The following is an 18772-nucleotide window of genomic DNA, read 5'->3' as shown; positions in this document are numbered from 1 at the left end:
GCTTTTCGCTATGCTAGGCACAAAATGACAAACGGATAACGACGATGAATAGCACCTGGGTTAAACATGCGATCAGCGAAATCAATGCCGACTATCAGCGCTCGGCGGATACGCACCTGATTCGCCTTTCCCTGCCGGGATTTGACGGCATTCAGCTCTATCTGAAAGATGAAAGCACCCATCCTACCGGCAGCCTGAAGCATCGCCTGGCGCGCTCGCTGTTTTTATACGGTTTATGTAACGGCTGGATTAAAGAAGGCACCACTATCATTGAATCTTCGTCCGGTTCAACGGCGGTGTCCGAAGCCTATTTTGCCCGCCTGCTGGGCCTGCCGTTTATCGCGGTGATGCCGTCCTGCACCGCAAAACGCAAAATCGAACAGATCGAATTTTACGGCGGACGCTGCCACTTTGTGGAAAGCGCCTGCGAAATCTACGCCGCTTCTGAAATGCTGGCCCGCGAGCTGAACGGCCACTATATGGACCAGTTCACCTTCGCCGAGCGCGCGACGGACTGGCGCGGGAATAACAACATTGCCGACAGTATTTTCCGCCAGATGACCCACGAACCACATCCGGTTCCGTCCTATATCGTCATGAGCGCCGGTACCGGCGGCACGTCAGCCACGATCGGACGCTACATCCGCTGTCAGGGTTACGATACCCAGCTGATGGTGGTTGACCCGCAAAACTCCGTGTTCCTCGACTACTGGCAAAATCGCGATGCCGGCCTGCGCAGCCCGGTGGGCAGTAAAATTGAAGGGATTGGCCGCCCGCGCGTGGAGCCCTCTTTCATCCCCGACGTGGTGGACGAGATGATGCGCGTGGCGGATGCCGCAAGCGTGGCAACGGCGCACTGGCTGGAAACGCAGCTGGGCCGCAAAGTGGGCGCCTCGACGGGAACAAATATGTGGGGCGCACTGCAGCTTGCCGCGCGCATGCGTGAAGAGGGCCGCACCGGTTCCATCGTCACGCTGCTGTGCGACAGCGGCGAGCGTTATCTCGAGACCTACTACAATGCGGAGTGGGTGCAGGCCAACATCGGCGATATCGCCCCGTGGAAAGCGCAGATTGCAGAACTGGTGAAATAAAAAAAGCCAGACCGAAGTCTGGCTTGCTGGAAGGGTCTCACTATTCGGGGGAATACGGGAGATTGTTGTTGTCCAGCCAATGAGTCAAAAAATGAGACACTGCTTCATTGCGGCAGTGGCCAATAACCGGCAGATGGGGAAGTTCTGCTTTCAGCTGCGCCATCGCATTCCCCATGATCAGACCGCGACCTACGCTACCCAGCATTTCGCGGTCGTTCATGGCATCACCAAACGCCATACACTCCTGGAGCGTTAAGCCCAGGTGGTCGCTCAGAACCGCCAGAGCGGAACCTTTGTTACAGCCCACCGGCAGCACTTCCAGACAATCAACCGCCGAGAAGGTCAGATGCGCCCGGTCGCCTAGCGCCTCATTCAGCTGAATCCGTAAGCGACACAGATCGTCGTGATCGCCACAGAAACAGATCTTAGTGACCGCATGGGCGGGGATCCGACGCAGATCGATAAGCTGGTACCTGAAGCCGCTGTATACATGCGCGTGCAATAATTCCGGGATTTCGCTTCCGGTAAACCAGCCGCGATCGTTAAAGACGTGGACGCTGGCCTGCGTGTCCCAGTTGCTGTGCAGCACGATATCCGCGACTTCCGGGTTGAGATCCTGCCGGTGCAGCACATCTCCTTCTACGGAGTGAATTCGCGTCCCGTTGCCGGTGATCAGAAAAGCGTCGAGGGAGAACGCCCCCAGCAAATGGCGCATCTCCAGCACATGACGCCCGGTGGCAAACGTCAGGGTGACATCACGCTCGCGCAGGCGCTTCAGCGTGTTCAGGGTTTTTTCCCCTAAACGGTGATCCGGCATTAACAGCGTACCGTCCATATCAAATGCAGCGAGCCGAGCCATGATTACTCCCGAAATGTGATGCGGTTAACTTGTGCATCAGTATCGTGTGAGATATACGGAAGTAATAGTGAATAGATGAAAATTATTGTTCCGGGTTTCTTATGCGCCAGCTCAATCGACTCAATCAGTATCACCGCCTCTGGCAGCCTTCCCTGGGTGCAACGCAACAGGTCACTATCAGCGAGCTGGCTGCCCGCTGTTTTTGCAGCGAGCGGCATGTCCGAACGTTGCTGCGTCAGGCCCAGGAGGCGGGCTGGCTGAGCTGGCGAGCGCAGTCTGGCCGCGGTAAGCGCGGTGAGCTGACGTTCCATGTCGCGCCGGAGTCACTGCGCAATGCGATGATGGAGGAGGCGCTGAAGAGCGGGCAGCAGCATAACGCGCTGGAACTGGCCCAGCTTGCCCCTGAAGCGCTGCGGTCATTACTGCATCCTTTTTTGGGCGGGCAGTGGCAAAACGATACGCCGACGCTGCGCATTCCTTACTATCGCTCCCTGGAGCCGCTGCAGCCGGGGTTCTTACCTGGTCGGGCGGAGCAGCATCTGGCAGGACAGGTGTTCTCAGGCCTGACGCGTTTTAACGGTAACAGCAGTGAACCCACGGGCGATCTGGCGCATCACTGGGATGTCTCTGCTGACGGCATGCGCTGGCATTTCTACATTCGCTCCACCCTGCACTGGCATAACGGCGATAAAATAGAAACGGCACAACTCCAGCGAAGTCTGACAGCGCTGTTGACGCTTCCTGCCCTGCGCACTCTGTTTCAGAGCGTCTTATGTATTGAAACAACGCATCCTCAGTGTCTGACGTTTACGCTGCATCAACCGGACTACTGGCTGCCGCACAGGCTGGCAACCTACTGTAGCCGTCTGGCGCATCCCGACCATCCTGCGGTTGGCAGTGGCCCCTTTCGGCTGGCCGCTTTTGAGCCCGACCTGGTTCGTCTGGAAAGCCATGAGCAGTATCACCTGAGCCATCCGCTGCTCAAAGCCATCGAATACTGGATCACTCCCCAGCTTTTTGATTACAGCCTGGGCACCAGCTGTCGTCACCCGGTGCAAATCGCGATCGGCGAGGCCGACGAGCTGGAAAGTCTGCGGCTGGTAAGCAGCAGCACCAGCCTGGGGTTCTGCTACCTCACGCTTAAACAGAGCGCGCGCCTGAGTGAGCTCCAGGCAAAGCGGCTTATCAATATCATTCATCTCTCCCGGCTTCTCCACACCCTTCCACTAAACGAAGGGCTCATCACGCCAACTCAGGAACTGCTTCCCGGCTGGACCATCCCCGAATGGCCTGATTTATCGGGCGTAACCCTCCCTGAAGCATTGACGCTGGTTTATCATCTACCTGTTGAGCTTCACACCATGGCCAGCCAGTTGAAGGCATACCTGGCGCTACAGGGGTGTGAACTGACCGTCATCTTTCACGACGCCAAGACGTGGGACGGATGCCTGGAGCTTGCCGATGCAGACATCATGATGGGCGACAGGCTGATTGGCGAAGCGCCGGAATATACGCTTGAACAGTGGCTGCGCTGCGATGCCCTCTGGCCGCACGTTCTTAGCGCTCCGGCTTACGCTCATCTGCAAGCCACGCTGGATGCGGTACAGACGCAGGCCGAGGCTCAGGATAGACACGCGGGGCTGCAAGCCATCTTCAACCGGCTAATGGAGAGTGCGGTGCTTACGCCACTCTTTAATTATCAATACCAAATCAGTGCTCCGCCTGGCGTGAATGGTATACGCCTCAACACCCGCGGCTGGTTTGACTTTACCGAAGCCTGGCTGCCCGCTCCCAAATCGTGAAGAAGCTGGTCGCCGTCGTGGTCAGACGGTAACATAACGTTTTTACCGTAACAGTCGAGATGATTTATGAAACGTGCCGTCGTCGTGTTCAGCGGAGGACAAGACTCTACTACCTGCCTGGTTCAGGCCCTTCATCAGTACGATGAAGTTCACTGTGTCACTTTCGATTATGGTCAGCGCCACCGCGCTGAAATCGACGTTGCCCGTGAACTTGCCCTGAAACTGGGTGCACGCGCGCACAAGGTGCTGGACGTTACGCTGTTAAATGAACTGGCCGTGAGCAGCCTCACACGCGACAGTATTCCCGTCCCGGACTACGAACCTGATGCCAGCGGCATTCCGAATACCTTCGTGCCGGGCCGTAATATCCTCTTCCTGACCCTGACGGCGATCTACGCCTACCAGGTAAAAGCCGAAGCGGTGATCACGGGCGTTTGCGAGACCGATTTCTCCGGCTACCCGGACTGTCGTGATGAGTTCGTGAAAGCGCTAAACCACGCCGTCAATCTGGGGATGGCGAAAGAGACGCGCTTTGAAACTCCGCTCATGTGGCTGGATAAAGCCGAAACCTGGGCGCTGGCGGATTACTGGGGCAAGCTGGACCTGGTTCGCAGCGAAACGCTCACCTGCTATAACGGTATCAAAGGCGACGGTTGCGGCCAGTGCGCGGCCTGTAATCTTCGCGCTAACGGACTGAACCACTATCTTGCCGATAAAGCCGGCGTGATGGCCGCGATGCAGAAAAAGACCGGCCTAAAATAGGGCTACTTGACCGTGCTGTCGCAAAACGGGTGTCGACAGCACGAGTACGCCTTAACAAGTCTTACGCGATCATCAACTCCAGCTTTTCACGCAACTCCCCTTCCAGCGGCAGCGCTTTCTGCGTTTTCAGATCGATACAGACAAAGGTGATCAGCGCATCAGCCACCACCTGCCCTTCTGGATCGAGCGTCACCACCTGGTTTAACACCCCGCTTTTGCCATTGATTTGCTGCACCTGGCTTGTCACCGTGAGCACATCGCCCAGCACGGCCGGACGGCGGTAGTTGATATTGATATTGACGACCACGAACGCGATGTTGTGCGCGGTCAGCCACTGAAAGCTTTCGCTGTTTTCCAGCCCGTCCCAGCGGGCTTCTTCAAGAAACTCAAGATAGCGGGCATTGTTCACATGCTGATAAACGTCGAGATGAAAACCGCGTACTTTGATTTTTGTCTGCATAGCGCAATAGCCTTTACTGTTATTGTAGGATGAGAGGTCATAACTGGTATGACCTCTTTATCCTGGCAAAATTTTGCCGCAGTGCAAGAAATTGCGTAATTACAATGTCAGGTGTGAGAGGTTGCGCTCAACCAGCGCGCTGCCCATGCCCGGCACCTGTTTGAGATCGTCGACCGTTTTGAAAGGACCATACTCTTCGCGGTAGCTGACGATGGCCTGCGCTTTTTTCAGGCCGACACCATTCATCGCGCGGGCCAGATCTTCCGCAGAGGCAGAATTGATACTGACCCGCGTACCGTCATCATCCGCATTTTTACCGGCGTCAATCGCTTTGGTTTGCCCTTGCACCGGCGCTGCCGCGTCGGACTTGCTCTGGGTAGTTTGTGATTTGGCGGCGGGAGCCGACGCCATCGCGCCCGCGCTCATCCCGGTGGTGGCAATAGCCAGCGTAATTAACAGTGCTTTGATTCCACATTTCATGCTGTTATCTCCTTGTTTGTTGACAGCCACGTCACGATAGCCGCCAGTTCAAACCGGCACAAACAGCAGATTGCAGAAATGGAAAAGGCCGCGAAAGCGGCCTTTAGTTTTTGCAGAGCGTTACGAAAATCTGCGAGCAGACACGTAATTACTGCTGCTGAGTCATTACATCACCCAGCTTGATTTTGGCTTCTTTACGCAGGTTGCTCATCATGGCTTCGAAGGCAATCTGGGCATTGTTCTGGGTAATTCCCTGAACCATCGCTTTCTTCTGCGCTTCTGGTAAGGTGCCGGCTTTCACTTCATCCAGCGCCAGCAGAACGACGTTACCCTGCGCATCGGTAGTGGTACCGAAGCTTGGCTTGTCCTTCGCAGGCAGAGTCAGACCAAACGCGGCCTGGCTGATAGGGTCCTGACCGGTACGGCTCAGCGTTTTCGCTTCACCGAAGCTCAGGCCAGCCGCTTTCAGCGCGTCTTCTTTACCCGCTTTCAGATCAGACAGAATCTTCTCAGCATCCAGTTTCGCCTGCTGTTCAGCTTTGTTGTGCTTAACCTGAGCGATGACCTGATCCTTCACTTCCGCCAGCGGTTTGACCGCTTCTGGCTTATGCTCGCTGACGCGCAACACAAACGCACGATCGCCGTCGACGGTAATGATGTCAGAGTTACTGCCCGGCGTGCCGTTCTCGCCCACCAGACCACCGTTGAAGATGGCATCGGAAACCGGTTTGAAGTTCAGCTCTTCCGGCAGGTTGTCACGACCAAACCAGCCAGTTTCAACCGCCTTCACGCCCGCCGCCTGCTCTGCACCTGCCAGAGATTCGTTGTCGTTGCTGGCAGCATCGCTAACCTTCTGCTGCAGCGCGTAGTAGGCATCCAGCGCTTTTTCCTGTTTCACTTTCGCTGCGATATCATCGCGGACGTCAGCCAGCGGCTTGGTTTTCGCCGCGGTGATGTCGTCCAGACGCACGACCAGGAAACCGACGGAAGACTTAATGACGCCAGAAAGCTGGCCTTTCTCTTTCAGACCGGCATTTTTCAGCTCGTCAGGCGTGGTCGCGTCTTCCAGCCAGCCCATATCACCGCCGTTTTTCGCCGAGATAATGTCGGTGGATTTCGCTTTCGCAACGGTCGCGAAATCAGCGCCTTTGTTCAGCTCATCCAGCGCCGCTTTAGCATCAGCCTCGGTTTTCGTCTGAATCACGCTGTAGCGGTTACGCTGGGGCTGAGTGAACTGATCCTGATGCTGATCGTAGTAAGACTGGATCTCTGCATCAGACGCGGTTTCCTGCAGCGCGGCCGCATCCAGCTTGATGTAGCTCACGCGGAACTGCTCTGGAGAAACAAAAGAATTCTTGTTCTGTTCGTACCAGGCGTTAACGTCAGCGTCGCTCACCTGCTGTTTCGCCGCCAGGGCGTTAACATCAATGGTCGCTTCGCGTACAACACGCTGCTGTGCCACCAGCGCGGCCAGTTCGTCCGTTTCACCTTTGAGCATGAAATCGGTGCCCACGACAGCATTGATGAGCTGCTGGGTGGTCAGTTGGTTACGCAGCGCCTGAGCGTACTGATCGGCCGTCATCCCCATCTGGTTGACGATACTGTTGTAACGCGCGTTGTCGAATTTACCGTTAGACTGGAAGGCCTGGGTGGAGAAGATGGCTTTTTTCACCTGCTCATCACTAATGCCAAGGCCGAGTTTTTTGGCATACTGATCGAGCAGCGCTTCGTCGATAAGACGGTTCAACGTCTGTTGGCGCAGAGTCTTCATGTACCCTTCGTTCGCCGCCAGTTCAGAGAATTGGTCGCCCAGCTGTTGCTGCATACGGTTACGTTCACCGGCAAAAGCATTCTCGAACTGACCGCGGCTGATCTCCTGGCCATTCACTTTTGCGGCGTAGTTTGCGCCACCGCCAATAAGGTAACTGCTCACGCCGGTCAATATGAACGACACGATAATGATACCGAAAATAATCTTGAGCACGAGACTGTTAGCAGCCGTGCGTAAGCTGTCCATCATGGTGTAACAACACTCCGCTGTAGGTGACTGGTTACCTGACGCTGACGGAAAATCCTGCCCGTCGCGCGTGAAGGCGTATTGTGACAAGAAAACGGGGCGATTGTCAGCCCACAACTCGCATAAACTCGCACAAATCAGGTCTGGACAAACAAAAAAGGCACATCAAATGATGCGCCCTTGTACTTTCCGGCTTCCCTGAAACGGGAAAGCAATCAGTTTACTGCGTCTTTCAGCGCTTTACCTGCACGGAAACCCGGCACTTTAGCAGCAGCAATGGTGATCTCTTTACCGGTCTGAGGGTTGCGGCCAGTACGGGCAGCACGCTCTTTAACAGCAAAAGTACCGAAGCCTACCAGTGCAACGTCGTCCCCAGCCTGCAGAGATTCAGTAACAGAAGCAATTAATGCATCTAACGCACGTCCAGCTGCAGCTTTAGAAATATCAGCACCAGCAGCAATTTTGTCAATCAGTTGAGATTTATTCACTGTTCTCTTCCTCTCTTTATAATTTATATCGCGCCTGAATCCTTCACAACGCGACCGCGCAGCAGTTATATCAGGCCTGCCATGACCTTACAACACCCGTTGTTGATGGCTGACCTAATCAGCAATCTAAATTAGCTATACAAAAAAAGGCTGGCAAGTGCGAAATCACTTACCAGCCTTGTTTTTATTGACGCTCTTTGCGCGAGGTCACTATTTTGCGGTTACAACCTGCATTCCGGAGGGTTCATTCTGCAAAGCGAGACTGAGAACTTCCTCAATTCGCTTAACAGGATGGATCTGCAGATCGGCAATCACGTTGTCCGGAATCTCTTCCAGATCGCGTTTGTTTTCGTAAGGGATCAATACGGTTTTGATCCCACCGCGGTGTGCCGCCAGCAGTTTTTCTTTTAAACCACCAATCGGCAGAACCTGGCCACGCAGCGTAATTTCACCGGTCATTGCCACATCGGCACGCACCGGGTTCCCGGTCAGGCAGGAAACCAGAGCGGTACACATGGCAATACCCGCGCTTGGACCATCTTTTGGCGTCGCCCCTTCAGGTACGTGCACGTGGATGTCGCGTTTTTCGTAGAAATCAGGGTTAATTCCCAGTTTCTCCGCACGCGCACGCACCACGGTCAGCGCAGCCTGGATAGATTCCTGCATCACTTCACCCAGCGAGCCGGTGTAGGTCAGTTTGCCTTTACCCGGTACACAGGCGGTTTCGATGGTCAGCAGATCGCCGCCCACTTCCGTCCATGCGAGTCCGGTCACCTGACCAACGCGGTTTTCGTTGTCCGCGCGGCCGTAGTCGAAGCGCTGAACGCCGAGATAGGCATGCAGATTGTCGCCGTTAATCACAATGTGTTTCAGGCTCTTATCCAGCAGCAGCTGTTTCACCGCTTTACGACACAGCTTCGAGATTTCACGCTCAAGGCTACGCACGCCCGCTTCACGGGTGTAGTAACGAATGATGCCGATAATCGCGCTGTCCTCAACGGTCAGCTCATTGGCTTTCAGCGCGTTACGCTCAATCTGTTTCGGTAGCAGGTGCTGCTTAGCAATATTCAGCTTCTCGTCTTCGGTATAGCCCGAGAGACGGATCACTTCCATACGGTCCAGCAGCGGGGCCGGAATGTTCATGGAGTTAGAGGTCGCTACGAACATCACATCGCTCAGGTCGTAGTCCACTTCCAGGTAGTGATCGCTGAACGCCACGTTCTGTTCTGGATCAAGCACTTCCAACAGTGCAGACGCAGGGTCGCCACGCATGTCCGACGACATTTTGTCGATCTCATCGAGCAGGAACAGCGGGTTTTTAACCCCCACTTTCGCCATCTTCTGGATCAGTTTACCCGGCATAGAACCGATGTAGGTACGGCGGTGACCGCGGATTTCCGCTTCATCGCGCACGCCACCCAGCGCCATACGGATATACTTACGTCCGGTCGCTTTGGCGATGGACTGACCCAGAGAGGTTTTACCCACCCCCGGCGGTCCTACCAGGCACAGAATTGGGCCTTTAATTTTGTTTACACGGCTTTGTACCGCGAGGTACTCAAGAATGCGGTCTTTCACGCGTTCCAGGCCATAGTGGTCGGTATCCAGGATTTCCTGTGCCTGACGCAGATCTTTTTTGACCTTGCTGCGGGCGTTCCACGGAACCTGCACCATCCACTCAATGTAGCCGCGTACAACGGTCGCTTCAGCCGACATTGGAGACATCATTTTCAGCTTCTGCAGTTCTGCTTCGGCCTTCTCTTTCGCCTCTTTCGGCATCTTCGCCGCGTCGATCTTACGCTTCAGGGCTTCGTTTTCGTCCGGCGCGTCGTCCATCTCGCCTAGTTCTTTCTGAATGGCCTTCATTTGCTCATTCAGATAGTACTCACGCTGAGATTTCTCCATCTGCTTTTTCACGCGGTTGCGAATGCGCTTCTCAACCTGCAGCAGATCGATTTCAGACTCCATCATCGCCATCAGGTATTCCAGACGCTCGTTAACGTCGGACATTTCCAGCACGGACTGCTTGTCAGCCAGCTTCAGCGGCATATGGGCAGCGATGGTGTCCGCCAGGCGCGCAGGATCGTCGATGCTGTTCAGCGACGTCAGCACTTCTGGTGGGATTTTCTTGTTCAGCTTGATGTAGCCTTCAAACTGGCTAATCGCGGTGCGAACCAGTACTTCCTGCTCGCGCTCATCAAGCTCAGGCGAATCAAGGTACTCTGCCTTGGCAGAGAAGTGTTCGCCGTCGTCTGACAGAGTGGTAATACGCGCACGCTGCAGGCCTTCTACCAGCACCTTCACGGTGCCGTCAGGCAGCTTCAGCATCTGCAAAATAGAGGCCACGGTCCCGACGGTGAAAAGATCGTTTACACCCGGCTCATCCGTTGATGCTTCTTTCTGCGCCACCAGCATGATTTTTTTATCATGATCCATGGCGGCTTCAAGGCAACGGATAGATTTTTCCCGCCCTACAAATAAGGGTATGACCATGTGCGGATAAACCACCACATCGCGCAACGGCAATACGGGGATTTCAATGCGTTCAGAACGCTCAGGATTCATAGAGCTCTCTCTTAGTTAGTGTCCGCCAGGTAAGCTGGTCATGTCACTGTGCTTCACATAACCATTAACATGTATCCAGTATATGGGGATGTTTCCCACACATTCAACGCTATGAATACGGAAAAAGTAAAGGGGAGATAAAATCCCCCCTTTTTGATTAACTGCTTGTATGGTTTGGTGAATTATTCGCCAGATGCCTGCTGCGCTTCCGGTTTGCCGTAAATCAGCAGCGGCTTGGTTTGACCGCTAATAACGGACTCGTCAATCACCACTTTCTCAACATCTTCCATCGACGGCAGATCGTACATGGTGTCGAGCAGTGCTGCTTCAACAATTGAACGCAGACCACGAGCACCGGTTTTACGGACCATCGCTTTCTTGGCAATAGCATCCAGCGCTTCGTCGCGGAATTCCAGGTCAACGCCTTCCAGATTGAACAGCGCCTGATACTGCTTGGTCAGCGCATTTTTCGGTTCTTTCAGGATCTGGATCAGCGCGTCTTCACTCAGCTCATTCAGCGTTGCCACAACCGGCAGACGGCCGATGAACTCAGGGATCAGACCGAATTTGATCAGATCTTCCGGTTCAACCTGAGACAGCAGCTCGCCTTCGTTTGGTTTTTCGGACGTCGATTTCACCGTTGCGCCAAAACCAATGCCGGAGCCGGTTTCAACACGGTGGGAGATGACTTTATCCAGACCAGCAAACGCACCACCACAGATGAACAGGATCTTGGAGGTATCAACCTGCAGGAACTCCTGCTGCGGATGTTTACGACCACCCTGTGGCGGAACGGCGGCAACCGTACCTTCAATCAGTTTCAGCAGTGCCTGCTGTACGCCTTCACCCGATACGTCACGGGTGATGGACGGGTTGTCTGATTTACGGGAGATCTTGTCGATCTCATCGATGTAAACAATCCCGCGCTGGGCTTTCTGTACGTCGTAATCGCACTTCTGCAGCAGTTTCTGAATGATGTTTTCAACGTCCTCACCCACGTAACCGGCCTCGGTCAGGGTGGTGGCATCCGCCATCGTGAACGGAACATCGAGCAGACGCGCCAGGGTTTCAGCCAGCAGCGTTTTACCGGAACCGGTTGGGCCGATCAGCAGAATGTTACTTTTACCCAGTTCTACGCCATTGCTGGTGTCGCCGTTACGCAGACGTTTGTAGTGGTTATAGACCGCTACCGCCAGCACTTTCTTGGCCTGCTCCTGTCCGATGACGTAGTCGTCAAGGTGATGACGAATTTCATGCGGCGTTGGCAGCGCGCTGCGCTCACGATGCGGTGCGACTTCTTTAATCTCTTCGCGAATAATGTCGTTACATAAATCGACACATTCGTCGCAGATATACACGGACGGCCCGGCAATCAGTTTACGCACTTCATGCTGGCTTTTGCCGCAAAAAGAGCAGTACAGCAGTTTGCCCGAACCATCTTTGCGTTTATCTGTCATGAGTCCAAACCTCTTTTTAAGTTCTTTGTGCCGCACATGACGACGCAAATGCCATTCTAAGACGCAAGCTGCAATGAGCAGCGTGCCGCCCTACCTTAGTATAGCGGCACACTCGCGTCGCGGGCATCAATTACGATGGGTCAACACGGAGTCGACTAAGCCGTACTCAACTGCCTCTGGAGCAGAGAGGAAGCGATCGCGCTCGGTATCGCGCTCGATCTGCTCGAGTGGTTGACCCGTATGCTGCGCCATAAGTTCATTCATGCGCGCTTTTACTTTCAGAATTTCGCGGGCGTGGATTTCGATATCCGTCGCCTGCCCCTGATAACCGCCCAGCGGCTGGTGAATCATCACGCGGGAATTTGGCAAGCAGAAACGCTTACCCTTCGCTCCTGCTGTTAACAGGAACGCGCCCATAGATGCAGCCTGACCCATACAGATAGTGCTTACATCAGGTTTGATGAATTGCATGGTGTCATAAATGGACATCCCTGCTGTAATCACGCCACCCGGGGAGTTAATGTACAGGTAAATGTCTTTTTCCGGGTTTTCCGCTTCCAGAAACAGCATCTGCGCCACGATCAGGTTAGCCATATGGTCTTCCACCTGGCCAGTCAGAAAGATAACGCGTTCCTTGAGCAGACGGGAATAGATATCAAAAGAACGCTCACCACGTGAGGTCTGTTCAATAACCATTGGCACCAGAGCCATATGGGGTGCAAAGTTATCTCGTTCGCCACTGTATGACATTTCCGTCTCCTGGATCAAAATTGAAAACACCTGCTGTACTGATTGTAACCTTACGGACGGATTATCAGCCAGTCTCATTCATCGTGATTACGTACTTATGGGGTTTACAGTGCCCTATTTCAAGCATAACAACCTTTTGTTGTTACGCTAACACCGAAAGGGCGTTTTAGCACTCTTCCTGGGCTATAGCTGCGATAAAAAAAACCCGCTGCCGCAAGGCAACGGGTTTTCTGTTCAAACTTTAAACCGTTGGGGCGAAATTACGCCTGCTGGTTCATCAGTTCGTTGAAAGAGGTCGCTTTTTCGGTCACTTTCGCTTTCGCCAGTACCGCTTCAACAGCCTGCTCTTCCAGGGCAACGTTGCGCATGTTGTCCATCAGCTCTTTGTTCTTACCGTAGAACTCGATCACTTCTGATGGATCTTCGTATGCAGAAGCCATCTCTTCGATCAGGCCTTTCACACGTTCTTCGTCAGCTTTCAGCTCGTGGGTACGAATCACTTCGCCCAGCAGCAGGCCAACAACAACGCGGCGTTTCGCTTGCTCTTCGAACAGCTCGCGTGGCAGTTCCATCGCTTGCTGCTGGTTGCCACCGAAACGCTGTGCAGCCTGACGGCGCAGAACGTCGATTTCGCTGTCGATCAGGGCAGCTGGAACGTCGATTTCGTTGGCTTTAACCAGACCTTCGATCGCCTGAGATTTCACACGGTTACGCACCGCGCCGTTCAGTTCGCGTTCCATGTTCTTACGCACTTCGGTACGCAGACCCGCTACAGAACCATCTTCCACGCCGAAACGCTTGATGAATTCTTCAGTCAGTTCTGGCAGTTCGCGCTCTTCAACTTTCTTCAGGTTGATAGCGAACTTCGCTGCTTTCCCTTTCAGGTTTTCAGCGTGGTATTCTTCCGGGAAGGTCACGTCGATGGTGAACTCTTCGCCAGCTTTGTGGCCTTTGATACCGTCTTCGAAGCCTGGGATCATACGACCCTGGCCCATTGCCAGTACGAAGTCAGACGCTTTACCGCCTTCGAACTCTTCGCCGTCTACAGAACCGGTGAAGTCGATGGTGACACGGTCTTCAGCGTCAACAGCGCCTTCTTTCTCTTTCCAGTTCGCCTGCTGCTTGCGCAGGGTATCCAGCATGCCGTCAACGTCTTCGTCAGTCACGGAAACAACTGGTTTTTCAACTTCGATAGATTCCAGACCTTTCAGCTCAACTTCCGGGTACACTTCGAACTCTACGGAGTAGGTGAAGTCTTCGCCCAGTTTGTATTCGCCTGGAACGTAGTTCGGCGCGCCGGCCGGATTGATTTTTTCTTTGATGATCGCATCGATAAAGTTGCGGCTCATCAGTTCACCCAGCACATCCTGACGCACGGAAGCGCCATAACGCTGAGCAACAACATTCATTGGTACTTTGCCCTTGCGGAAGCCGTCAATACGTACTTTTTTTGCTACGTTGACCAGCTCGCTTTTCACAGCAGTTTCGATGCTGTCAGCAGCGATAGTAATCGTTACACGGCGGCCAAGGCCTTGAGTGGTTTCAACTGAAACTTGCATCTTGTTACCTCAAAAAAATCACAGTGCTCGGTCAACTCTGAATCTGTCTGTTATACCGGGATGCTCTCTTAGTGCAGATTCACATTCCCTGTCGCCAGAATCATCCCGAAGACATTCAATAAGACGCGGCATTATAGCGGCATCACTTAGGTGAGTCGAGAACGGTTGGGGCATGTTGCTGCGGCTTTTTTCACACTTTAAGGCTATTTTTAGCCTTAAAATCGCACCATCCGCTCAAAACGTAGACAAAACAAAACGGCCCGGAGGCCGTTTTGAGGAAATCTCTAAGCAACATACTGGAAAAGCTCCAGCCGTTGCAAATCCGATTTATCAGGCGATAGTGCCTGCACCGCGACAAGGTGGCGATGCGAAAACCGTATCCTGCAGACCTTCCCATTCCTTAATGGTGTAGGTATGCAGCGCCAGCGCATGCACGGTCGTGGAGAGTTCTTCCGTCAAGGTGCTGTAGATCAAGCGGTGTCGATTCAGGAAACGTTCTCCCGTGAAGCGATCGCTAACCAGAACCACTTTAAAGTGGCTTTCAGAACCTGCCGGCACGTTATGACGATAGCTTTCGTCGACGACTTCGAGGAACACAGGGTTGAACGCTGCCCTTAATTTATCTTCTATATGCTCACGTATCATCATGAAATTACTCCTCCGACAACGCCAGGATGTCACCCATCCCTTTAAATGTTAGCCGCTTTTACCGTTTCCATTACACCTTGACAACAAATATTTAGCTTTCGTCTGATTTTCTCATTCAAACGAATGAAGTTCACTGTGAGACTCATACGTTTTGTCATACACGGTTTGAGAAAAACGGTGAACTGGTCAGTTTTCGGACAAGGCGATGAATTTACATGCGTTGACCACTTCCCCTTGCCGTTGGCGATGTTATGATGGCGACAATTTTTCTCTTTATATGCTTACGATTCGTTGAGAACCCGAAAATGTTAAAAAAACTCTTCTTTCCGTTGGTAGCCCTTTTTATGCTGGCAGGCTGCGCTACCCCGCCAACCACTATTGATGTCTCACCAAAAATCACCCTGCCTCAGCAGGACCCAAGCCTGATGGGCGTCACCGTGAGCATTAACGGCGCCGATCAGCGTCAGGATCAAGCGCTGGCTAAAGTGACCCGCGATAACCAGCAGGTTACCCTCACCGCGTCCCGCGACCTGCGCTTCCTGTTGCAGGAAGTGCTGGAGAAACAGATGACCGCTCGCGGGTATATGATTGGCCCAAGCGGCGCGGTCGATCTGCAGATCATCGTGAACAACCTGTACGCTGACGTGTCTCAGGGCAACGTGCGCTACAACATCGCGACCAAAGCGGATATCGCCATCATTGCCACCGCGAAGAATGGCAACAAGATGACCAAAAACTACCGCGCCAGCTATTCTGTTGAAGGTGCGTTCCAGGCCTCCAACCAGAACATTGCTAACGCCGTTAACAGCGTGCTGACCGATACCATCGCCGATATGGCGCAGGACACCAGCATTCACGACTTCATCAAGCAGAACGCGCGTTAATCCCGCTCGCTGACCCGGTGTATCACCGGGTCAGTTTTATAAGAACATGTCCAGCCATTACTTACGCATTTTCCAGCAACCGAAATCAGCGATTCTGCTGATCCTCGGCTTCGCCTCAGGTTTACCCCTCGCGCTCACTTCCGGCACGCTTCAGGCGTGGATGACGGTTGAGAACATCGATCTTAAAACCATTGGTTTCTTCTCGCTTGTCGGCCAGGCCTATGTCTTTAAGTTCCTGTGGTCTCCGGTCATGGATCGCTACACGCCGCCTTTCCTCGGGCGTCGACGCGGCTGGTTAGTAATGACGCAGATCCTGCTGCTGCTGGCCATCGCGGCGATGGGATTTCTTGAACCCACCACCCAGCTTCGATGGATGGCCGCGCTTGCGGTAGTGATTGCTTTCTGTTCCGCCTCTCAGGATATCGTGTTCGACGCCTGGAAGACGGACGTGTTACCTGCGGAAGAGCGCGGTGCTGGTGCAGCAATCAGCGTGCTGGGCTATCGCCTCGGGATGCTGGTTTCCGGCGGGCTGGCGCTGTGGCTCGCCGACAGGTACCTCGGCTGGCAGGGTATGTACTGGCTGATGGCCGCCCTGCTTGTCCCCTGCATTATCGCGACGCTGTTCGCGCCCGAACCGAGTGACGTTATTCCGGTACCCCGCTCGCTGGAGCAGGCCGTCGCCGAACCGCTGCGTGACTTTTTTGGCCGCAACAACGCCTGGCTGATCCTGTTGCTTATCGTCCTTTATAAGCTGGGCGATGCTTTCGCCATGAGCCTGACCACCACCTTCCTGATCCGCGGCGTCGGTTTTGACGCCGGTGAAGTAGGCGTGGTGAATAAAACGCTTGGGCTGTTTGCGACCATCGTCGGCGCGCTTTATGGCGGCGTGCTGATGCAGCGTCTGACGCTGTTTCGCGCGCTGCTAATTTTCGGCATCCTTCAGGGTGCCTCTAACGCAGGCTACTGGCTGCTGTCGATTACCGACAAACATACGATCAGCATGGCCACAGCGGTATTCTTCGAAAACCTCTGCGGCGGCATGGGCACTGCGGCGTTTGTCGCCCTGCTGATGACCCTGTGCAATAAGTCGTTTTCAGCCACCCAGTTCGCTCTGCTCTCGGCGCTCTCAGCCGTTGGCCGGGTGTACGTTGGCCCGATTGCCGGCTGGTTCGTGGAAGCCCACGGCTGGCCAACATTTTATCTCTTCTCGGTCGTAGCTGCCGTGCCGGGAATTTTATTGCTGCTGGTCTGCCGTCAGACGCTGGAATATACCCAGCGAACAGAACACTTTATGCCGCGCACCGAATATCACCGCGCCTACCGTTTTGCGTTACGTCTGTTAATGGCGGGCTGCATTGCTCTGGCGCTCTGGCTCGTGGTGCTTATTATCAATGCCAGCACCTCTCTGGCACTCCCTTTCGAAGCCCTTCTGCTGGACGCAGGCGCCCTGCTGGCTATCGCCGGGATCCTGATCGGAGGTCTGCTTGATTTCATGGCGTTGCGTAAAACGCAGATGACCTGAAGAAAAATGCGAAAGGTTATTTCCCGTTGTAATCACTAACCGAAATTATAACGACGAAATAGCCGCCAGGCGCAAAAAAATATTTGTTGTTTTGTGCGGGATAGGATTTGGAAATTATTGACTCCTATTCCAAAACGCTATTTTTCATTAAACGATTCAGCATACGAGAGTTTGATTTTTCGTTTTTTATATGTCTTTTTATTGATAATTAATTGTTAATTTTTTGTTTATTTTCAACAATGGTTATACCAATTGCCCCTTTTAGGGTATGCTTAGGGGTCCTTTCGTTATAAAGCCCATCCCGTGCGGCTTCGGTCATAAAAACCGACATAATTTGCAACACTTGTGACACGTGCGGCAGAACCCGGTAACACCTTCCTGACACAGGCCTAATGATGTTTACAGTAATGTAACCTTCCCGTAAAATGCCCGCACACTTTAAACGCCACCAGACTCCGTGGAATTGAGGTCGTTAAATGAGACTCGGGAAATACAATAAAAGTTTGGGATGGTTGTCATTATTCGCGGGCACTGTATTACTCAGTGGCTGTGATTCTGCACTACTAGACCCCAAAGGACAGATTGGACTGGAACAACGTTCACTGATATTGACGGCTTTTGGCCTGATGTTGATTGTGGTTATTCCTGCCATTTTGATGGCTGTTGGTTTCGCCTGGAAGTATCGTGCGAGCAATAAAGATGCGAAGTATAGCCCTAACTGGTCACACTCCAATAAAGTGGAAGCTGTGGTCTGGACGGTACCTATTCTGATCATCCTGTTCCTTGCCGTGCTGACCTGGAAAACCACTCACGCACTTGAGCCAAGCAAACCGCTGGTTCACGATGAGAAACCTATTACCATTGAAGTGGTCTCCATGGACTGGAAATGGTTCTTCATCTATCCAGAGCAGGGTATTGCTACCGTGAATGAAATCGCCTTCCCGGCGAACACTCCGGTTCAGTTCAAAGTGACCTCCAACTCCGTAATGAACTCCTTCTTCATCCCACGTCTGGGTAGCCAGATTTACGCGATGGCCGGTATGCAGACCAACCTGCATCTGATCGCGAATGAAGCAGGCACCTATGATGGTATCTCCGCCAGCTATAGCGGCCCGGGCTTCTCAGGTATGAAGTTCAAAGCTATTGCGACGCCAGACCGTGCCGCTTTCGACCAGTGGGTTGAAAAAGCGAAGCAGTCTCCAAACACCATGTCTGACATGGCGGCGTTCGAAAAAGTGGCTGCACCAAGCGAATACAACAAGGTGGAGTACTTCTCTAATGTGAAACCTGATTTGTTCAAAGATGTTATTGGCAAATTTATGGATCACGGCAAGAGCATGGACATGACCCAGCCAGAAGGCGAGCACAGCGCGCACGAAGGTATGGAAGGCATGGACATGAGCCACGCGGAAACCGCTCACTAAGGGG

General features: G+C 53.5%; 16 protein-coding genes. 6 read left to right on the top strand and 10 right to left on the bottom strand.

Annotation, left to right across the window (positions count from 1 at the left end; genetic code table 11):
* The first annotated feature begins 44 nt into the window (after positions 1–44).
* On the top strand, positions 45–1091 hold the full coding sequence (locus AB3N39_RS04830; protein ID WP_115874356.1) for a PLP-dependent cysteine synthase family protein: 1047 nt from the start codon (positions 45–47) through the stop codon (positions 1089–1091).
* 40 nt (positions 1092–1131) lie between these two features.
* On the opposite strand, the gene cof is transcribed toward AB3N39_RS04830, so the two are convergent.
* Positions 1132–1950, bottom strand: coding sequence for an HMP-PP phosphatase (cof, locus tag AB3N39_RS04825; RefSeq protein WP_143344759.1), 819 nt, complete (start codon positions 1948–1950; stop codon positions 1132–1134).
* Positions 1951–2051: 101 nt separating this feature from the next.
* Here cof and AB3N39_RS04820 point away from each other — a divergent pair, with 101 nt between their 5' ends.
* Together AB3N39_RS04820 and queC are read left to right on the top strand one after the other, a co-directional pair.
* A complete protein-coding gene (locus AB3N39_RS04820) occupies positions 2052–3752 on the top strand; it encodes an SgrR family transcriptional regulator (RefSeq protein WP_325813155.1) in 1701 nt (566 codons plus the stop codon).
* 66 nt (positions 3753–3818) lie between these two features.
* Positions 3819–4514: a 7-cyano-7-deazaguanine synthase QueC gene (gene queC, locus AB3N39_RS04815; RefSeq protein WP_008503311.1), complete on the top strand. Its 696-nt coding sequence runs from the start codon at positions 3819–3821 to the stop codon at positions 4512–4514.
* Positions 4515–4575: 61 nt separating this feature from the next.
* On the opposite strand, the gene AB3N39_RS04810 is transcribed toward queC, so the two are convergent.
* The 9 genes from AB3N39_RS04810 to bolA all read right to left on the bottom strand — a co-directional run bounded on the left by AB3N39_RS04810 (position 4576) and on the right by bolA (position 14938).
* Positions 4576–4974 (bottom strand): YbgC/FadM family acyl-CoA thioesterase, encoded by a 399-nt coding sequence (locus AB3N39_RS04810; RefSeq protein WP_136195263.1) that lies wholly within the window; start codon positions 4972–4974, stop codon positions 4576–4578.
* Positions 4975–5073: 99 nt separating this feature from the next.
* Complete coding sequence (locus AB3N39_RS04805; RefSeq protein ID WP_133293886.1) at positions 5074–5454, bottom strand: helix-hairpin-helix domain-containing protein; 381 nt, start codon at positions 5452–5454, stop codon at positions 5074–5076.
* A gap of 148 nt (positions 5455–5602) precedes the next feature.
* Positions 5603–7474, bottom strand: a complete 1872-nt coding sequence (gene ppiD / locus AB3N39_RS04800; RefSeq protein ID WP_115874352.1) for a peptidylprolyl isomerase — start codon at positions 7472–7474, stop codon at positions 5603–5605.
* Between the two features lie 212 nt (positions 7475–7686).
* Positions 7687–7959 (bottom strand): nucleoid-associated protein HU-beta, encoded by a 273-nt coding sequence (gene hupB / locus AB3N39_RS04795; protein WP_002444653.1) that lies wholly within the window; start codon positions 7957–7959, stop codon positions 7687–7689.
* A gap of 210 nt (positions 7960–8169) precedes the next feature.
* Positions 8170–10524 carry an endopeptidase La gene (gene lon / locus AB3N39_RS04790; RefSeq protein WP_023334706.1) on the bottom strand — a complete coding sequence of 785 codons (2355 nt, stop codon included), beginning with the start codon at positions 10522–10524 and terminating at the stop codon, positions 8170–8172.
* A 182-nt stretch (positions 10525–10706) separates the two neighbouring features.
* The gene (clpX, locus tag AB3N39_RS04785) at positions 10707–11981 is read right to left on the bottom strand and encodes an ATP-dependent protease ATP-binding subunit ClpX (protein WP_023310570.1); all 1275 of its coding nucleotides are present in this window, start codon (positions 11979–11981) and stop codon (positions 10707–10709) included.
* Between the two features lie 126 nt (positions 11982–12107).
* Positions 12108–12731, bottom strand: coding sequence for an ATP-dependent Clp endopeptidase proteolytic subunit ClpP (clpP, locus tag AB3N39_RS04780; RefSeq protein WP_010428105.1), 624 nt, complete (start codon positions 12729–12731; stop codon positions 12108–12110).
* Between the two features lie 260 nt (positions 12732–12991).
* Complete coding sequence (gene tig / locus AB3N39_RS04775) at positions 12992–14290, bottom strand: trigger factor (protein WP_023310569.1); 1299 nt, start codon at positions 14288–14290, stop codon at positions 12992–12994.
* A gap of 330 nt (positions 14291–14620) precedes the next feature.
* A complete protein-coding gene (gene bolA / locus AB3N39_RS04770) occupies positions 14621–14938 on the bottom strand; it encodes a transcriptional regulator BolA (RefSeq protein WP_021241655.1) in 318 nt (105 codons plus the stop codon).
* A gap of 305 nt (positions 14939–15243) precedes the next feature.
* Between bolA and AB3N39_RS04765 the strand changes: the two genes are divergently transcribed.
* The 3 genes from AB3N39_RS04765 (at position 15244) to cyoA (ending at position 18768) form a co-directional block, all read left to right on the top strand.
* Positions 15244–15822, top strand: a complete 579-nt coding sequence (locus tag AB3N39_RS04765) for a lipoprotein (RefSeq protein WP_023310568.1) — start codon at positions 15244–15246, stop codon at positions 15820–15822.
* 46 nt (positions 15823–15868) lie between these two features.
* A complete protein-coding gene (gene ampG, locus AB3N39_RS04760; RefSeq protein ID WP_133293884.1) occupies positions 15869–17344 on the top strand; it encodes a muropeptide MFS transporter AmpG in 1476 nt (491 codons plus the stop codon).
* Between the two features lie 476 nt (positions 17345–17820).
* Complete coding sequence (gene cyoA, locus AB3N39_RS04755) at positions 17821–18768, top strand: cytochrome o ubiquinol oxidase subunit II (protein WP_014882770.1); 948 nt, start codon at positions 17821–17823, stop codon at positions 18766–18768.
* Positions 18769–18772: the final 4 nt, after the last annotated feature.

The sequence above is a fragment of the Enterobacter vonholyi genome (assembly GCF_040834095.1).
Lineage (GTDB): Bacteria > Pseudomonadota > Gammaproteobacteria > Enterobacterales > Enterobacteriaceae > Enterobacter > Enterobacter vonholyi.
Note: the sequence above shows the minus strand (reverse complement) of the source record. Positions and strands in the feature narration are given on the sequence as shown.